We start from the raw sequence: 16,293 nt of genomic DNA on the forward strand, positions 1-16,293 counted from the left end.
GTTAAATATGAAGAGGTGTATCTCAAAGCCTACAGCAATGTTTTGGATGCGAAGAAGCAATTAAACGCATATTTTGAATTTTATAATTTGAAACGACCTCATTCGAGTCTGGACAAAATGACTCCAGATGAGTTTTACTATGACCAGCTACCACAACAAAATAAGGTAGCTTAACTAGAGCAGAGTATCACTTATAAATAAGCTTTTAGTTGTTCAAACATGTGGGACCACCTCTGTTTGGTTTTAAAAGGATTTCAAAAAGAAAAAATTAATCTTATAGAGGAAGGAAAGTTTGATAATGAAATCATTCTAAAGCAAAAGCAGCATGAGGTAAAAAAGGCTGATATCGTTGTTCTATTAGTAGACCCAAAAAATCTAAAAGTCATCTTAGCACCATTAAAAAAATGGTTAGCTGATAAAACTATTGTATCGATGATGGCTGGAATTAATATCAAACAACTCATGAATATTACGGGTTCAAAAAAGGTTATAAGAATCATATCTAACCCACCGGTATTAACTTATACAGGTACTCATGTGTTGATTGGTTCAGAATATCTAGAACCTTTAGATAAAGAGTTAGTTGAGACAATTTATTCAGCCACAGGGCAGACCTATTGGGCAAATTCAGAATCAGAAAGTGATGCCATTATTGCGTTATCGGGTTCAGGCCCAGCGTACTTCTTTTATATCCTCGACAGTATGGTAAAAACTGGTGTTTCTATGGGGCTAGATAAGCAGTTTGCTTTAGATCTGGCACTTCAAGCAGCATCAGGTGCTGTAGACATGGTGCGTAAAAGTAATGTTCAGCCAAGTGAGTTATGTGGCAAGGTCACATTAGCTAATGGCATTACTGAATCTGCATTACGAATGTTTGAGCTAGGCAATCTTTCCGATGATATTCGACTGGCTTTAAAAGCAGCTTATCATCGCAGTAAAGAAATAAGTCTAGAGATTAATGCTGAAATTGCCAGACATAGCGTTAACTGATGGCTAAGTACCTTTCAATCTTGAGATAACTTAAATTTTGAAAGGTACTTTTCATGCTTAATAAATCATGGAATTTGTAGGAAATATTCCCAAATAACATAGCCTAAGCCAAACCCTAACATTGAATAGAGAGTGATAATAAATAATACAAAACTAGCTTTATTTTTCTTTCTTAAAAAATTCATGTTAGCTACCTCGTGTCTAGATAGTTGCTATCATGAAGAAATACAATGTGTAATCATAGATACAGAATTTTTTCAAAAAAATATAACAGATAGATCAGTGTTATAAATTTATCTTTAATTAAGTTTTTTTAAATTATCAACTTAAAGAAAGACAATCTCGATATTGAGTTTTATCATAGAAAAAGCAATTTAAAAAATAAGTTTCTCATTGATTTATAAAACTATTGTCTTAGAAGAGTATGTCTAAAAAATAATCATTTACAATTGAAAGAAAACATTTCTAATTAGTTAAAATTATTAAATAAAATTGTGGACCAGTTAACGTAATATGAATTTTTTTGTGGTTCATTCTGGTGCAATTTTACATAATATTGGTAATTTTTACATTGAAAGCTAATTTGATTTCACTCAATTACAATTAATTCTTCATAATCAAAATATGAATTTTTTTATTTTCAATTATTTATAAAAAATTGAGGAGGAAGAAATGCCAAAGTATTTAGCTATAGCGGATAAAGTATATAAGGAAATTAAAAAAGACAATTTATTTACGGATGATATGATTCAAAATTTGAATTGTTTAATTAGCCTGATTCGTAAAGCAATTAAAGGTACTGAGTTCAAACTTAAGTATAATTTTATAAATTTTGAAGAATGCCTAAATCAATTTAATAAAGAAAAATCAGTCCATATAGATTTAAGTTTGATGCCTAAGTTTAAAAATGAAGGCGAGTTTATTTTATGGTTGGCTGGTTTTATTGAACGAATGACGGTAGGCGGAAAGGAAAAGCTGCCTCCAATTTCAAACTATATTCCGAAAGACTTTGAAATGGATAAGACCGAGATTCCAGCTGCTGCTGAGCCAAGTAGAGAAGAAAATGCAGAGATGATTATTAATTACTTTAAATCTGAGGACTATATTAAAAATAGTAAACTGTCTTCATAAAATATAGAAGTATTCATCCACCATACTTCTATATCTCGCTGATAGAATTCAGCTACCGCCTTCTGGGGCGGTTTTTTCTGTTAAAACCGTTAATGGTACATATTTATGCCAATTAAAAATGTCAGAAAATATGGAAATGTTTTATGAGAAAATATTAATGATATAAAAAATAGTAGGTTAAGCAATGAATTGTTATTTTTATTAAAATATTTTTCACATAAAAATACGCTTAAATTACGTATAGAAACATTTACTCGTACATAATTTCCAAAAAAATAGGAAGATAACGAGATGAATGAGAATGCTGAACTCATTAAATATTTAGATATTGCTGAAAATGTATACGCCAATATTTATGAAAAGTACCAGATTACTGATAATCCGGTGACTAATCTTAATAGAGTCATGGCTGAAATTAGAAAAGAAGCTGAGCAAATCAATTTAAAACTAAAATATAGCAAAATTGATTTTGAAGAATGTTTAAGTAAGCCTCTTTCTGAAAGAGAGATAAAAGTTGACTTGAGCTTACTTCCGCGCTTTGAGTATCGTGATGAATTTATTTTATGGTTGGCCAATTTTATTGGAAACATTAGCGTTCAGAAAAAATTTATAAAACAAAATTACCAGTTTAATTAGCTTTTCAAATTTTTAGTTCCTTAAAATTTCTACAGATCAGCGATATAAAAAAAATAATAAAGTGCGCTTTTTAGAGGTAACTTTCATGAAGAATATTACTGAAAAATCGCTTTTTGATGTCTTCACACAACATCAAGCCTATCTTTATCGAGCATCTTCCAGATCGGTAAATGAGCTTTTTAGATTTTTTAATACTGAAACGATAGCTATGCTTGATCGTTTGGAGCATTTAATAAAAGAGCTTAATGATACTGAAAGGGCTGCTTTAGCAGGTGGAGAATACACAACTCGTCACCTTAAAAATATTCAACTTGTGATTTCAGATTGGTTTAATTCAATACGTGCTGTTCTACCAGAAATGTTTGCTCATTCGGCAACTAGTTTGGCTGTTTATGAATCAAATTATGTGGCTAAGTTATTTAGTAAAGTCGTTAAAGATTTAGAGAGAGAGCACCTCTATAAATTAATAAAACGAGTTCCATTAGCGGGGGGTGCCTTAGTTGATGAATCCTTAGCTCAAATTAGTGAGAACGCCTTGCAAAGAATTGAATATGCTATTCGCGATGGAATGAATACAGGTATGACACCTCAGCAAATTATTAGGCGTATTACTGGTACGAAACGCCTTAAGTATGAAGATGGATTGCTCAACAGTACCAGAATTGATATTGAACGTATTGTCAGAACCCTGCGGAGCCATATCTCAAATCAGGTCTATTTATATAACTTCAAAAAATTTAATTTTGAATATGTCAGGTTTGTGAGTGTACTTGATGGGAGGACTTCTAAAGTTTGTGCAGCCATTGACGGTTCAATTTGGAAATTGAATGATCCAGCGAAAAGGGTGCCACCTTTGCATCCCAATTGCCGGAGTATTCTGGTTCCTGTTAGTAAGGACGGAAGGCTTATTGGTAATCGGTCTTTTATTATGGATGAAAGAAGGATGCGAGACATTCCTAAAGATGAACGGGCTCAATTAATGGGTCAAATAGATGCAGATATTTCCTTTAAAGAGTTTTTTAAACTGACCGATAATTTTTTCCAAAAAGAATGGTTAGGCCCTAAACGCTATAAATTATATAAAGAAGGGCAATTTGATTTTGACAAATTCTTTGATCCTAAAGGCCGACTTTATACTTTGGATGAGCTGAGGGAGCTCGATGAGCGAACCTTTAAAATACTTGGGCTGTAATTTTAAAGGATAACTTGTTACCCTTGCGCGTGAAATTAAGGTGAGATTATGAAATTTATATTCCTCTTTATGAGCGCGATCACTCTTCCATGCTATGCTGCATCTGAAACTATGGAAACGCATTATTGTTATCTTGTGAAAAATGCTGCAAAAGGTGTTATGGATGCGAGACAACATGATGTACCAGTGATTGAACTACAAGAGATTGCTAGTCATCTTGAAGAAGCAGAGGCAAAAGAGCTTTATCAACAAATTATAGATACAGCGTATTCTTCTAAGTTATTTGAAGATCCTTTAACCAAAACAAAAGCTGTTGAAGACTTTCAAATGATATGGCATGAAAAATGTTTAGCGAAGAGTTCTATAAGCTGAGCTATATAAGTAAATAAGACCTGCTCATGGAGTAGGTTTTTTATTTAATTCAAGAAAATAACAATAAAAGTATTAGAAAATAAAAACTATAGATGAAGTGAAATGTTATAAAAATGACTACCAAACTTGAGAGTAATAAAGAACAACTTAATATTTATGACATTAAGTTGAAAAAGTTTGTATAACAAAGTGTTTGCAACAAATTAAGAACTCAACCTTTCAATTAACAGGTCAAAGTATTCATTATTGGGGAACTTTGTAGTTTATTTTTACTCTTAATTTCAGGTTAAGGCTTGATCTTTTAGATATTGGCCAATCGGTGAGTATGTTTGGAGAACATACAGTGATGAGTCATGAAAGTTTATCTAAAAGTTTAAGTAAAGTTCCAGAAGTTACGTTACTGTTCTGGATCATTAAAATTGCTGCTACCACCTTAGGTGAAACTGCTGGAGATGCGCTATCTATGTCCCTTAATTTGGGATATGTAATTAGTACAGCTATTTTCGCAGTGATATTTGCAGTTTTTGTTGGCTTGCAAATTAAAGCCAAAAAATACAATTCATTTTTTTATTGGGCGACCATTATTGCCACGACCACATTAGGAACAACAATTGCCGACTTTGTTGACCGAACTTTAGGTGTGGGTTATGCAGGTGGAAGTTTAATATTGCTTATTTTATTAGGTCTCTCTTTGTTTGTCTGGTATTTAAGCTGCGGCACAATTTCGGTAAAAAGTATTCAATCTGCTAAAAGTGAAGCCTTCTATTGGCTAACCATTATGTTCTCTCAAACATTGGGAACAGCATTAGGTGATTGGACTGCGGATACTCAAGGGTTAGGGTATACCAGCGCTGCTTTAATTTTTGGTACTTTGTTATTGGTTTTAGCAATCTGCTATTTCTATACCAAAATCTCAAGAACATTATTATTCTGGCTGGCCTTTGTTCTTACTCGACCGCTCGGAGCGGTTTTAGGTGATTTCCTCGATAAACCTATCGCGCATGGTGGATTAGAGCTAAGCAGATTTAGCGCATCTTTTGTTTTGTTGGCTTTTATTGTGGTCTGTTTAATGGTCTTTAAACCTAAAGCAGCAGAGACATCACATTAACTTAACTATTAAAAGAGGCTGCATTATTCTGTTGGAGGATGTGGTCTTTTTTTATTTGAGCGCAAAAGGTTAAATGAAATCTTGTTAACATTTTATTTTGGACGTAAAAAAGCCCTTGCTCGAAAGCTAAGGGCTTAGTCATTCATTGATCTAGCAATGAACTATATAAGGCTCATCTCATACTGAGGCCAGTATATATGAAATTGAGTCAATAAAGAAGGTGATGTATAGCCTCTTGAAGAGCAACCAAGCCAAACAACTTTATCAAGAGCTTATCAAACCTCATGTTCTTCAAAGCTATTCGAAGGCTCTCTCATTAAGTCCAACGCTATCGAAAATTTCCAAACCACAACACTGGCTAAGCGCGGTAAAGAAGTAGAGAAGGTATTAGTTCGGGTTCTTAATATCATGCAAGGCCAACGTTACATCAAAATTTGTGAGCGAAATCCCACGCAGGAACAATTCTTTTATGGTTGGATCGCTAACCGCGTTTCACTATGAAGTTTCTGATTTCGCTGTGTATTCTACCTTCAGGTTGCACAGCTCATACGATATCTACAAAAGTGCATGTCATTGTTTGTGTGCAGTGTGTGAATTAAAGCCTTTAGGAAAATGCTTTTTTATAGATGGGCGAATAAGTTAAATTGGTTTAAATTTTCTTTAAAATATATTTAATTTTAGCTTTAGTATCTATAAGTTAATATAAAGAGCTTTATTGTTATTTTCGTAAAAATAAAAATTAAAAATTGTTTTTAAGCTAATGTTTTTTAAAATTATATATATTTTATATTTACATTAATAAGATTGGATACAGAGGCATGATTTATTATTAAATTTATATCATCTACTTTAAATAAGCTATTTACCCTTTGCGAAGAATATTCAACGAGCGGTATAAATATGGTTGAGTGAAATAATGAATAAATAACCCCAACCTTGAATTTACAAGTAGGGATATAGATTGGAAATGTGAAAAAGCTACCCATAGGTAGAAATACTCATGAATTAAGTTAAAGGATATTGGTATGAAAGCTATTTTAACGAAGAAAATTATTAGCTGTGTCGCAATTAGTGGTGTTTTAAGCTTCAGTGCATTTGAGATTATGGCAGCGAATCAACAAACTATAAATGATGGTAAGAATCACTCTAAAATATTAAATGAAAACCATGAAAATTTGACTGATAGTCAAATTTTCAAGATATTAAGTACAGCTAATAATGGTGAAATTAAGCAGGCAAAAACTGCACTGCCAAAACTAAAAATGGATGAAGCTAAGAAATATGCTGAAATGATGATTAAAGAACATTCAGCCAATGAAAAAAATGCACAAGCGTTGGCAAGTCGGTTACAGTTGATTTCACAAACCAGTAATCTTAGTGAATCATTGCAAAATGATAGTGATAAAATTGTTAGTAAGCTTAATCAAGTAACATCAGATACTGATAAAAATTACATGATGAGTCAAGTTAAAGTTCACCGTAAAGTTTTGACGATAATTGATAAGCAGTTAATACCAAACACGAAAAATTCTGAATTAAAAAATATGCTCGTACAAACACGTGATGCTGTTGCGAAACACCTAAAAGCAGCTGAAGATATATTTAAAAAGATAAAATAATATACAATTGGTATCTTTAAAAAATACATTTAAAAAGCCTAGTATTAATTAACTAGGCTTTTTTAAATTGCATATACATAAAATCATAATTTCCTTCAGAGCAGTGTAAAACTAGAATGTTATGGGTAATGTTTAATCTAGCGAAATATAATGATTATGGGATAAAGAATGATATAATTGTGAAGACTATTTGAATAAGAATTTTTATTGATGAGAAATACTTTTTATTAATTAATAACATCTCCTTACTTAATAGGGGTATTTGTGAAACATAGCTAAACTAAAGGTGAATTATAATAATTGTCAAGCATATTTCAAAAGTTCTTTTAATATTCTAGCTCTTTTGAAAGATACTAGATTTTAAAATATAGGGAGTAAGAAAATGGTAAATACAAAACAATCAAATTCAATTGGTAATCATACGACTCAAAAAGAGCCATCTTCTAATGGTAATGTATCAAATAGCAAACCATTACAAGACATTTCAACCACAATTGATAATGCCCGTCCAGATTTAAACTCTCCACCGACTAATAACAATCATGTACCCGATATGAATGAAGGTGGAGAGAATTTGGTTGCTACAGGTGCAGGAACCTTGGGAGGAGCGGCGGTAGGTGCTGCATTTGGTGTTGCTGGCGGCCCTCCAGGTGCTGTTGTTGGGGGGATTATTGGTGGTGTGGTGGGAGCAATAGCAGGTAATGATATAGCTCAAACAAATAATCAAAAAGATGATAGTAATGACTGGCAAGAAGAAGATAATTATTGGCGAGAAAACTATAAAAAAATGCCATATTATACTGAAGACAAGAATCTAGAATATGATCGTGATTATCGAGCGGCTTATCGTTTAGGTTATGAAAATCGTGTAGATAATAATGCAGAAATTAATTTTTCCGAGGTTGAATCTAAATTGACAACTAAATGGGAACAAGTTAAAGGCAGTTCACGTTTACAGTGGGAGGAAGCTAAATTTGCTGTAGAAGATGGATTGAAAAAAATTCATCCTTAAGTCATTTAATACTTAGAAAGTCTCCTCAATGGGGGAGACTTTGCGATAATATACTTTTAAGCTAATTTTTAATTTTAAGCCAATTTTTAATTTCAATATCAATAAAAAATTAATGATGGGTTTAATCATAAAATATTAATTATATTTTCATTATTCTTTTTTCTTTAGGCATTTAAGTATTTGAACAATTAAGCGGGCACTCTTCATTTTTCTGCCTTCTTCTTGATAGTACTGTTCAAAAAAGGGCATAGAAGGAGATATGGATTTTTTCAGACTCAGGATTAGCCTATTCAGATTGTAATTCTAATAATTTTTTAGTGGCCCATTGTTCACACTCACTCGCTGTATCTCGAGTAGCCGTATAACGTTTGCCTAGATAACGAATATTGATGCGCCACGCTGTCCCCGCTTTTAACTGGCTTCTGCATAATAACACTCCAAATTTCATGGTGTTGCAACGGAAATATAAAGCGTTTTTTAATGCGAATTTTGACTATTTTGAGTAGTCAAAGCTAACCAATAGAGAATAAAAAAACCACCTAATTCTTTCGAATTAAGTGGTTTTTGAATTTTGGAGCGGGAAACGAGACTCGAACTCGCGACCCCAACCTTGGCAAGGTTGTAATATTTTAATTAAATCAACTGTTTAAAATAGAGTGGTGGCACAGTGGGGGCAGGGCAATTTTATTGTAATAAAATATTTATTTTACACATAATATAAGTTATTTTGTTTACTATTATTAGAATTACTTATAAGGAGCTTTTAAAATGTCTGTAGCTGTTAAAATTCAAGATATTCTTTCCGAAAAATTCTTTCAAAAGAATACGCCTTTTGAAAATCTAAACGATTTATTTTCAAAGGCGGGTGTAACTATTTCTTCAGTAGAAGATTATACATCTCTTTCTGAGAATAATGAATTTAACACTTTTATTCAAAGCACTACTAAATATTCGAGTTTTAATGATATGAAAGGAAAAGCTACCGTTGAATTGCTTCTTGGAAAATGATGTTGAATAAAGGGGCATAAAGCCCCTTGTTAGTTTTTGCGTCTTGCTTGCCTTTGGGCTTTAGCCTTATTTAGATTATCTAAAATCGGCATGACAGTAGCAGGGTTATAAAGGTGCTTTCCGTCTCCGCCTAGATTATAAGCCCTTAATTCATCGATAATGGTTTTTCTCGATAAATTATACCGTTCCATTAACCAAGAAGCCGGCACACGGTTCGGTATCTCCTCCGCTTTAATTTCTAAAACTTTACCGATGTTTGGTACATCGTCATGTATAAAAATCTGTGGTGGTTTCTCTGATTCAACTACAACAATATATTTTCCCATTACGCTACTTCTCCAATACTAATTAAAATTTCTTCTGGTAAATCGTCTGTATCTTTTTCAATTAAACTTCGCATCGCTTTTTCATTGCCTCCATTAATAAATCTTGTACTTCGCGTTTAGACTCACGGCGCTCCATTACGATTTCATCCATCGTGCCTTTTGCAATGATGTGATAGATGTAAACAGGGCGGTCATATCCCGCTTGCGCTTGGCGTGTTGGTCCAATACGTTCGATAATTTGTTGGTATTGTTCTAAATCCCACCAGTGGGAAAAGAACACAAGGATATTTCCACCGTCTTGTAAATTAAGCCCGTGGCCTGCACTTGCAGGATGAGCAAATAACACAGGGATTTTGCCCGCGTTCCAATCGTGAATCGTTTGCGGGTCTTTATCTAAATGGCGACCTTTTGGGAATGCTTTTAATAAACGCTCAAGGTCGCTTTTAAAATGGTATGCAACCAACACAGGCATGCCCGCAGCTTCTTCAATTACTGATTCAAGCGCCTGAATTTTTAAATCATGGATAGGGTGCCAAGTGCCGTTTTCATCGGTGTAAATAGAACCGCTTGCAATCTGCAAACACTTCATTGTTTTTGACGCTGCGTTGAATGCTTCGACTTCAACAGTTTCAGCTAGTTCAATGAACATTTCCTTTTCCATTTCTTCATAGGTTTTACGGGCTTTGCCTGTAAGCTCTACTTCGATTGGGTAGACGATCGGCTCTTTAATATTGAAATAATCTTTAGCCTCAATGCTTAAACATACGTCATTAATTCGTGCATGAATTTCGCCTTGACTATGATCGAATGGAACAAGGTTAACGGCGTTACGATCGTCACCAACTACAACCTTTTGAAACCAACGATCTGTAAAAGCGCTGAAACTGGTGCCTAATCTTTGACCACGATCAATGAACCATAGTTGGCCCCAAAGGTCTTTAAGCCCGTTGGGTGCAGGCGTTCCCGTTAATTCAATGAATCGTTTGACTCGAGTATGCGCGACTTTACCTAAGGCGCGTGCGCGTACCGAACCTTGTCTTAAACGAAAACCTTTTAGCTTTGTGCTTTCATCGGCGACCACTTTTGTAAAGGGCCATTTGCTACCTAGAAAATCAATTAACCATGGTAAATTTTCATAGTTAATTGCGTACGCATTTGCTTTTTGTTTTAAAGCACGTACACGGTCTTCAGGCGAACCGACCACGGCAACAACTTTATAATCTTGTAGATGTTCCCATTTCTTAGCTTCATCGGGCCATGTGGTTGCAGCAACTCGCAAAGGGGCAACGACGAGAGTCGGCCCCGGCTCAAACAATTCGAGAATTTCTAAAGCGGTGAGGGTAGAAGATGTTTTACCTGTACCCATTCCCGCAAACACGGCACAACGTTCATTATCAAGAATGTGATTGATAATTAAATGTTGGTAGTCGTGCGGTATAAATTTACGTGGTTGAGTCATTACATGGGATGCGGTAACAGGTGCGAACCGTTATAACATTTTTAAACTACGATCTGGTTTAGCAAGCTTTATTGGTGAAACAACTGAAACAAGCTTCACAGACGATAATATTGAGACAAACGGTTCAATCACACCGCCATTAATTCGTAATCCTTTTGAATTTTACCCGACCGCAGTTGCATATCACGGGCAGCGAAAAGTGTATGGCGGCGGTTATAAATCGCCCCAATGGATTCGCATGTCGCGTACGGCAACGGATGACAATTTCGGGTACCACATTCCTACTCAAGATACAGATTCAATTCAAATACGGTTTGCTGCCCGCGACGGTAACGGTGTTAAACACCTAGTTACAATGAGTGATTTACTTATTTTGACAAGTGGGGCACTTTGGAAAATGTCAGCGGATGGAGCCGTAACAGCTGCTAGTGTGAATATGAACAAGCAGTACAGTACAGGTGCAAATGATGTGACACCTGTTGAAGTTGACGGCGCTACAATTTTTTCCTCCGATCAAACAGGGCACGTACACGAAATATCATTGGCAAGCGGATACAACGCATCTTTTTATCAAACAATCGACTTATCAATAATGTGCCCACAACTTTTTGATGGGCAAAAAATTATTGATTGTGCATTATTGCGTAACCCTTTGAATATTATATATTTTGTACGTGGCGATGGTGTTTTGCTTTCATTAACATATGAGCCAAAACAACAGGTTTGGGCTTGGGCAGAGCATCACACCAACGGTAAATTTTTATCTATTGCAGAAATACCGGAAGAAGATCAATCTGTTTTATATGCGTTTATTGAGCGTGACGGTTTTTATACCATTGAACGTATGCTTACAAGGCAGCCGTTAGATATGCAGGATAAGTGCTATTTAGATAGCAGCATTCAGTACAAGGGCAATCCTACATCAACTTTAACCGGCTTAGATTGGCTTGAAGGTCAAACAGTATCTGTGTTTGCAGATGGTGGCGTTAAACCCAATGTCAAAGTAGAAAACGGCGCAATTAAACTGCCACGTGAGTTATCTAATATTTGGGTTGGTCTGAATTACGAAGCTGAACTACAAACATTGCCGATTTTTCAAGAACAAAAAAATCCTGTTAAACCTAAAGTCGTGAATAAGGTTCACCTAAGAGTAAGAGAGTCTCAAAACATTTTGGCTGGTGCTAATCAGGATATTGAGGATCGCACACCAATTGATGAGTTTAAACCGCGTAGCAATGAACGCTATGGTAGCCCCCTTAAATTGTATTCGGGTTTGGTAGAAGTACCAGTTGACAGCACTTACGAAAGAGACATTCAAATTACTGTAAAACATGATAAACCTTTACCAATGAAGATATTGGCCCTTGAGGTAGAAATGACATGAGACGAAATAATATTGAAATTCGTAAGCCGACTGAGCGCGATATTCGTATTCTTGTTGAAAACCTGCGTGATGCCGATAAAGACGAAATGAAAGCGTACTTCAATGACAATTTTCATTGGATGATCAAAATGTCTATCAAGCATTCAAGTGATGCTTGGACAGTAGTAGTAAATGGTAAATTGCTTTTTATTTGTGGCGTTGGGATGTCAAGTTTAATTGGCAACGTTGGTTGCCCGTGGTTACTTGGCACGAATTTCATAAAACAATATCCGTTTGAATTTTACAAACAATGCCAAAGTATTTTAAAGGAAATGCGGTCGGAGTATGCCGTTCTTGTAAATCATGTGTATGAAAAAAACGAGAATGCTATACGTTTCTTAAAAAGACTAGGCTTTGATTTAAAAAAAGCAGAACCATACGGCGCGAACAATAAAATGTTCCATCCGTTCGTGATGGGGGCGTTATGACAAATCCATATGCATATGCAGCGGTTAAAGGGGTAGAAGCGCTTTCCAGTTACGCAAAAATGAAGGCGCAAAAACAGGCGTTTAAGCAACAAGAAAAGCTCGCCCTTTACAATGCAACCCTTTCAGATAATCAGGCTCGGCAAGCTATTGAAGATGGTACCAATGCCGTAACTGATTATCAGCGTAACGTTTCGGCCTTTAAATCGAGCCAAATTAACGCCCTTGCGGAGAATGGCATTGATGTAACACAAGGTTCAGCCATTGATTTACTTGCTTCAACAGAGATGCTTGCTCAAGGCGATATTGATTCAATTAAATACAATGCTGCGCTTCAGTCTTGGGGGCACAAGGTTCAAGCCACAAATTACCGCAATCAAGCCGAAAATTATCGTGTTGCTGCGAAGTCCATTAGACCTGTATTAAGCACGATACTAAACCTTAGTGGGGAAGCTGCTGCCGCATTTGGTTCAAGTATGGGTAAAGGCGGTTTAGGGGGCGGGATTGAAAGCGGTTCTGCATCTAGTGGCGGTTCTGACTTTGCTTCAAGCCTTTATGGTATAGGTGGCAGTAATTCGCAAGGCGCGTCATGGCAAAATTATAATTGGAATTGGTTTGGAGCTAGTTAATGCGTATTCCACAATTTAATCGACAAGTTTCTGACAATAGCGTTCCAAATGTACAAGTCAACGGGGGCATGTCAGCAGGCGAAGCGGCAAGCCTAGTTGGTAATAAAACTGATAGCTTAATCGGCGCACTTAATTCAGGTTTGAATGCGTACCAAGCATACCAAGATGAAGCGGACCGCGTACGTGTTATTGATGCCCAAAATAAACTCGCTGAATTAAAACTTCATTTGCAAAATAATGATGTCGATGGGTACGGCAACAAAAAAGGGGTAGATGTAGTAAGTTTTGATGATGGCAACGGTGGAGGGTTTGTAGATTACTATACAAAAGCCTATCAAGACGGTATTGGGCAAATTGCAAATACTTTAGGTAATAGCCGTCAACGTGCCTTGTTTAGAGAAATGTCAGAACGTGACGCGGTGCAGTTCAAAGGCTCATTACAAAATTACTTTGTACGTGAAAATGACGTTTATCAACAAAGCGTTTATTCATCATCAGCAGATCGTTTTATTCGAGAAATAAACGAGAACCCTGGTGACTTCACTAAGATTGATGAAAGCCGTGCTAATCTTAAAGCTTCATTAGGTAAATTAATGAATCTTGAAGGAAAGGCAGCGACTGAAGCAGAAAACATTTATCTTAAAAATGTCTCGGTGGCCCACATCACAAACATTAGCGCCTTTGTCGAAAATGGTGATTTAAAAGCAGCACTTGCCTATAAAAATAAATATAAAGACGAGATTTCATTAGCAGATAGCTTTAAGGTAGATCAGCGTATTCATCAAAAACTTGAAGATCAGCAAGTCGAATCTTTAGTTAATATGGCCACAACCGGAACACAAGAGGGCAGCAACCCTGCTTTAAACGTTCCCCCGCAAGCATCAGCAAAAATTGCTCAGGAGCTTAAAAGTCTTACACCTGATCAGATGAAAAACATCAAATACAATGATCAGCGTTTAGATGTTTACACCGTACATGCAGCAAAAGAAAAAGACATGGATTGGGCCGCACCACTTTTACTTGCTATTCGTTTATCTGGTGAAAAATCAAATAACGATGCCGTATCACCAAAAGGTGCAAAGTCGGTTATGCAATTTATGCCCGAAACATGGAAAGAGTACAGTAATAATGGCAAGCGGGATATTAATAACCCCGCAGATACTATTGATGCTTCATTAGAGTTTATTGACTGGATTAGCAAAAAATATAAAACCAAAGACCCAATGGTTATTGCGGCTTATTATAACGGCGGGGGCAATGCCGCTACTGCTGTTTTAAAAGGGGGACAACCCCCTGCGACTGAAACACGTAAATACATTCAGCGCATTGATAAATGGTTAACTGAAGATTTTGGTAAGTATGCAAATAAGCCTGCAAAAACACGGGAACAAGCTTATGAAGATATTTGGAATAGCAACGTTCCGGTAGATGTTAAGCAAAAGGCCTTGATTGCTACAGATCGGTACTATAGCGGACAAGATAAAGCCAAAGAAGAACGTCAAAACAAAGAATACGACACATTATACAAAAACATCGTGTCTGGAAAATATACGTTTGAACAGATACCCGCAGGGAGCATCACATCATTAGAGCCTAACCAGATCGATAGTTTGCGTTCGGTGAGTAAGTCGATTTACTCGAAAGATGTTAAAACGGATCCTGTTGTTTTAAGCATGATTACGCTTAATCAAGAAGAACTTTTAAAAGGTAAACCAAAATCAGTTTTACATCAGTATGCTGACAAATTGTCGCCTTCAGATTACCAAGAAGTTACTAAAATGTACGCTGAACAAAACGGCCTTAAGGATGGTAAAAAAGAAAAACCAAAGACTTTCTTGATCGATGACAACACTGTATCGAGTGCATTAAAACCTTATCTCGGCACTATTGGTATTACTGATACAAAAGATAAAAAGCAGCTTTTACACTATAACGCAGTTAAAACGGATTTAATGCAAACTCTAAGAGAGGCCGAAGCTAAAAACGGGGGATATCTAAGTTGGGAACAGGTAAACCGTGTTGTTTTGAAAAATATTAATAACCAAGTGCGTGTCACTACTTCACGGCCTTTCTTTGAAGATAAAGTTGAAATGAACCGTGTTTATGCACAAGTAAAAAGTAAAGCTGATATAACTGATTCAATGAAGACAAAAATTGATAATATATTTAAAAAGCAGGGTAGAAATCCTAATAACGTTACGGATTCAGAATATATCAATGCTTACTATTCAATAATGCGAAGGGGTTTTTAATGAGAAAAATTAGTTTAGGGCTTTTATTTTTAATTTCTAGCGCATGTGCTGTTTCTGCCGAAGAGCCTTTGCAGCCGTATCCAGTTACTTTAAAAAAACTACCTCAACAGGAATTTGGTCAATTAGTTTATAAACTGTTGCCGAATAAAAATGAGAAAAAGCTCTATTGGGATTTTCGGTCAAACGATAAATCAATAGTTTGGCTTGACAGCTTTTATGTTGAGAAAAAATTAGAAGATGGAACATTCCATTCAAGTAGAAAGGGTGTTGCGCGTGTAAATGTTCTGGGCACAAAAAGTACTATTGTAGATCACCGTACTTACGAACTTCCTTGGTCGGTAATGATGGAGGGAACTGTAGGTAAATTTGGACCAAATACAATTTCTCTATATCCCGCCACAGTTGCGCGTGAATATGAAAATATTTGTTTTGGTGAAAATTTTGATAATTGTGAATTCTCACCTTTTAAGTCTTTAACCAAAGCAAATATTAAATTTAAAAAAGTATGTGAAAAGAATTTCGGGGCTTTGAATTTTGAAGAAGCATATCTTTTAACTTCGCCAAGTAAAAAAGCAGTTTATGGAATTTGGCAATCAAGTAGTGGTTCTGGCGGTACAAGTAATTTATTTAGAATTGACTATTCAGAAAACCAAAAACAGGTCTGCGATACTTTGATGAGCGGGCTTTAAATTTTAATTGCCATAAAAGGAT

Annotated in this window: 17 protein-coding genes and 3 pseudogenes; 16 read left to right on the plus strand and 4 right to left on the minus strand. The window is 35.6% G+C overall.

What is annotated here, in order from left to right; translation table 11 throughout:
- Both J678_RS16500 and J678_RS16505 read left to right on the plus strand, forming a co-directional pair.
- On the plus strand, nt 1-174 hold a 174-nt coding region (locus J678_RS16500), incomplete at its 5' end, for an integrase core domain-containing protein (RefSeq protein ID WP_032027404.1).
- Between the two features lie 63 nt (nt 175-237).
- Nucleotides 238-990: pseudogene (locus J678_RS16505) on the plus strand (pyrroline-5-carboxylate reductase family protein); the annotation flags it as partial.
- Nucleotides 991-1,055: 65 nt separating this feature from the next.
- Here J678_RS16505 and J678_RS23205 read toward each other — a convergent pair.
- Nucleotides 1,056-1,175, minus strand: coding sequence for a hypothetical protein (locus tag J678_RS23205; RefSeq protein ID WP_002048755.1), 120 nt, complete (start codon nt 1,173-1,175; stop codon nt 1,056-1,058).
- A 487-nt stretch (nt 1,176-1,662) separates the two neighbouring features.
- Here J678_RS23205 and J678_RS16510 point away from each other — a divergent pair, with 487 nt between their 5' ends.
- From J678_RS16510 to J678_RS16540, 8 genes and pseudogenes are all read left to right on the plus strand, one after another.
- Entirely contained in the window at nt 1,663-2,121 is a 459-nt protein-coding gene (locus J678_RS16510) for a hypothetical protein (RefSeq protein WP_017393700.1), read from the plus strand.
- Nucleotides 2,122-2,412: 291 nt separating this feature from the next.
- Nucleotides 2,413-2,757, plus strand: a complete 345-nt coding sequence (locus J678_RS16515; protein ID WP_002048765.1) for a hypothetical protein — start codon at nt 2,413-2,415, stop codon at nt 2,755-2,757.
- A gap of 85 nt (nt 2,758-2,842) precedes the next feature.
- A complete protein-coding gene (locus J678_RS16520; protein WP_017393701.1) occupies nt 2,843-3,949 on the plus strand; it encodes a minor capsid protein in 1,107 nt (368 codons plus the stop codon).
- A gap of 48 nt (nt 3,950-3,997) precedes the next feature.
- Complete coding sequence (locus J678_RS16525) at nt 3,998-4,321, plus strand: hypothetical protein (RefSeq protein ID WP_004709761.1); 324 nt, start codon at nt 3,998-4,000, stop codon at nt 4,319-4,321.
- Between the two features lie 346 nt (nt 4,322-4,667).
- Nucleotides 4,668-5,429, plus strand: coding sequence for a membrane protein (locus J678_RS16530; protein WP_017393702.1), 762 nt, complete (start codon nt 4,668-4,670; stop codon nt 5,427-5,429).
- A gap of 354 nt (nt 5,430-5,783) precedes the next feature.
- Nucleotides 5,784-5,930: pseudogene (locus J678_RS23210) on the plus strand (putative peptidoglycan-binding domain-containing protein); the annotation flags it as partial.
- Between the two features lie 524 nt (nt 5,931-6,454).
- Nucleotides 6,455-7,048, plus strand: a complete 594-nt coding sequence (locus tag J678_RS16535; RefSeq protein ID WP_017393703.1) for a DUF4142 domain-containing protein — start codon at nt 6,455-6,457, stop codon at nt 7,046-7,048.
- Between the two features lie 382 nt (nt 7,049-7,430).
- Nucleotides 7,431-8,060, plus strand: coding sequence for a hypothetical protein (locus J678_RS16540; RefSeq protein WP_017393704.1), 630 nt, complete (start codon nt 7,431-7,433; stop codon nt 8,058-8,060).
- 286 nt (nt 8,061-8,346) lie between these two features.
- Here the strand turns inward: J678_RS16540 and J678_RS23215 are convergent, their stop codons facing one another.
- Nucleotides 8,347-8,496, minus strand: a complete 150-nt coding sequence (locus tag J678_RS23215) for an integrase (protein WP_224272863.1) — start codon at nt 8,494-8,496, stop codon at nt 8,347-8,349.
- A 332-nt stretch (nt 8,497-8,828) separates the two neighbouring features.
- Here J678_RS23215 and J678_RS16545 point away from each other — a divergent pair, with 332 nt between their 5' ends.
- Nucleotides 8,829-9,068: a hypothetical protein gene (locus tag J678_RS16545; protein ID WP_000109632.1), complete on the plus strand. Its 240-nt coding sequence runs from the start codon at nt 8,829-8,831 to the stop codon at nt 9,066-9,068.
- A gap of 29 nt (nt 9,069-9,097) precedes the next feature.
- Here the strand turns inward: J678_RS16545 and J678_RS16550 are convergent, their stop codons facing one another.
- Nucleotides 9,098-9,394 (minus strand): hypothetical protein, encoded by a 297-nt coding sequence (locus tag J678_RS16550; RefSeq protein ID WP_017393705.1) that lies wholly within the window; start codon nt 9,392-9,394, stop codon nt 9,098-9,100.
- A gap of 61 nt (nt 9,395-9,455) precedes the next feature.
- Nucleotides 9,456-10,853, minus strand: coding sequence for a DEAD/DEAH box helicase (locus J678_RS16555; RefSeq protein WP_017393706.1), 1,398 nt, complete (start codon nt 10,851-10,853; stop codon nt 9,456-9,458).
- Here J678_RS16555 and J678_RS16560 point away from each other — a divergent pair.
- The 5 genes and pseudogenes from J678_RS16560 to J678_RS16580 form a co-directional block, all read left to right on the plus strand.
- Nucleotides 10,852-12,237: pseudogene (locus tag J678_RS16560) on the plus strand (hypothetical protein); the annotation flags it as partial. The gene J678_RS16555 and the pseudogene J678_RS16560 sit on opposite strands and share 2 nt — an antisense overlap.
- Complete coding sequence (locus J678_RS16565; RefSeq protein ID WP_001254054.1) at nt 12,234-12,704, plus strand: phage protein Gp13 family protein; 471 nt, start codon at nt 12,234-12,236, stop codon at nt 12,702-12,704. The pseudogene J678_RS16560 and the gene J678_RS16565, both read left to right, overlap by 4 nt.
- A complete protein-coding gene (locus J678_RS16570; RefSeq protein ID WP_017393708.1) occupies nt 12,701-13,330 on the plus strand; it encodes a hypothetical protein in 630 nt (209 codons plus the stop codon). The genes J678_RS16565 and J678_RS16570 overlap by 4 nt, the downstream gene beginning before the upstream one ends.
- The gene (locus tag J678_RS16575) at nt 13,330-15,582 is read left to right on the plus strand and encodes a transglycosylase SLT domain-containing protein (protein WP_017393709.1); all 2,253 of its coding nucleotides are present in this window, start codon (nt 13,330-13,332) and stop codon (nt 15,580-15,582) included. The genes J678_RS16570 and J678_RS16575 overlap by 1 nt, the downstream gene beginning before the upstream one ends.
- Nucleotides 15,582-16,271 carry a hypothetical protein gene (locus J678_RS16580; RefSeq protein ID WP_001226878.1) on the plus strand — a complete coding sequence of 230 codons (690 nt, stop codon included), beginning with the start codon at nt 15,582-15,584 and terminating at the stop codon, nt 16,269-16,271. The genes J678_RS16575 and J678_RS16580 overlap by 1 nt, the downstream gene beginning before the upstream one ends.
- Nucleotides 16,272-16,293: the final 22 nt, after the last annotated feature.

The organism is Acinetobacter sp. 1424608, assembly GCF_000588255.1.
In the GTDB taxonomy this organism is placed as follows: Bacteria; Pseudomonadota; Gammaproteobacteria; order Pseudomonadales; family Moraxellaceae; genus Acinetobacter; species Acinetobacter nosocomialis.

Excerpts from the sequence above, each read along its gene's own strand:
- J678_RS16575 (WP_017393709.1), top strand. The coding sequence starts at position 13,330 with ATGCGTATTCCACAATTTAATCGACAAGTTTCTGACAATAGCGTTCCA.
- J678_RS16580 (WP_001226878.1), top strand. The coding sequence starts at position 15,582 with ATGAGAAAAATTAGTTTAGGGCTTTTATTTTTAATTTCTAGCGCATGT.
- J678_RS16520 (WP_017393701.1), top strand. The coding sequence starts at position 2,843 with ATGAAGAATATTACTGAAAAATCGCTTTTTGATGTCTTCACACAACAT.
- J678_RS16565 (WP_001254054.1), top strand. The coding sequence starts at position 12,234 with ATGAGACGAAATAATATTGAAATTCGTAAGCCGACTGAGCGCGATATT.
- J678_RS16555 (WP_017393706.1), bottom strand. The coding sequence starts at position 10,853 with ATGACTCAACCACGTAAATTTATACCGCACGACTACCAACATTTAATT.
- J678_RS16530 (WP_017393702.1), top strand. The coding sequence starts at position 4,668 with ATGAGTCATGAAAGTTTATCTAAAAGTTTAAGTAAAGTTCCAGAAGTT.
- J678_RS16550 (WP_017393705.1), bottom strand. The coding sequence starts at position 9,394 with ATGGGAAAATATATTGTTGTAGTTGAATCAGAGAAACCACCACAGATT.
- J678_RS16570 (WP_017393708.1), top strand. The coding sequence starts at position 12,701 with ATGACAAATCCATATGCATATGCAGCGGTTAAAGGGGTAGAAGCGCTT.
- J678_RS16510 (WP_017393700.1), top strand. The coding sequence starts at position 1,663 with ATGCCAAAGTATTTAGCTATAGCGGATAAAGTATATAAGGAAATTAAA.
- J678_RS16515 (WP_002048765.1), top strand. The coding sequence starts at position 2,413 with ATGAATGAGAATGCTGAACTCATTAAATATTTAGATATTGCTGAAAAT.
- J678_RS16535 (WP_017393703.1), top strand. The coding sequence starts at position 6,455 with ATGAAAGCTATTTTAACGAAGAAAATTATTAGCTGTGTCGCAATTAGT.
- J678_RS16540 (WP_017393704.1), top strand. The coding sequence starts at position 7,431 with ATGGTAAATACAAAACAATCAAATTCAATTGGTAATCATACGACTCAA.
- J678_RS16525 (WP_004709761.1), top strand. The coding sequence starts at position 3,998 with ATGAAATTTATATTCCTCTTTATGAGCGCGATCACTCTTCCATGCTAT.
- J678_RS16545 (WP_000109632.1), top strand. The coding sequence starts at position 8,829 with ATGTCTGTAGCTGTTAAAATTCAAGATATTCTTTCCGAAAAATTCTTT.
- J678_RS23205 (WP_002048755.1), bottom strand. The coding sequence starts at position 1,175 with ATGAATTTTTTAAGAAAGAAAAATAAAGCTAGTTTTGTATTATTTATT.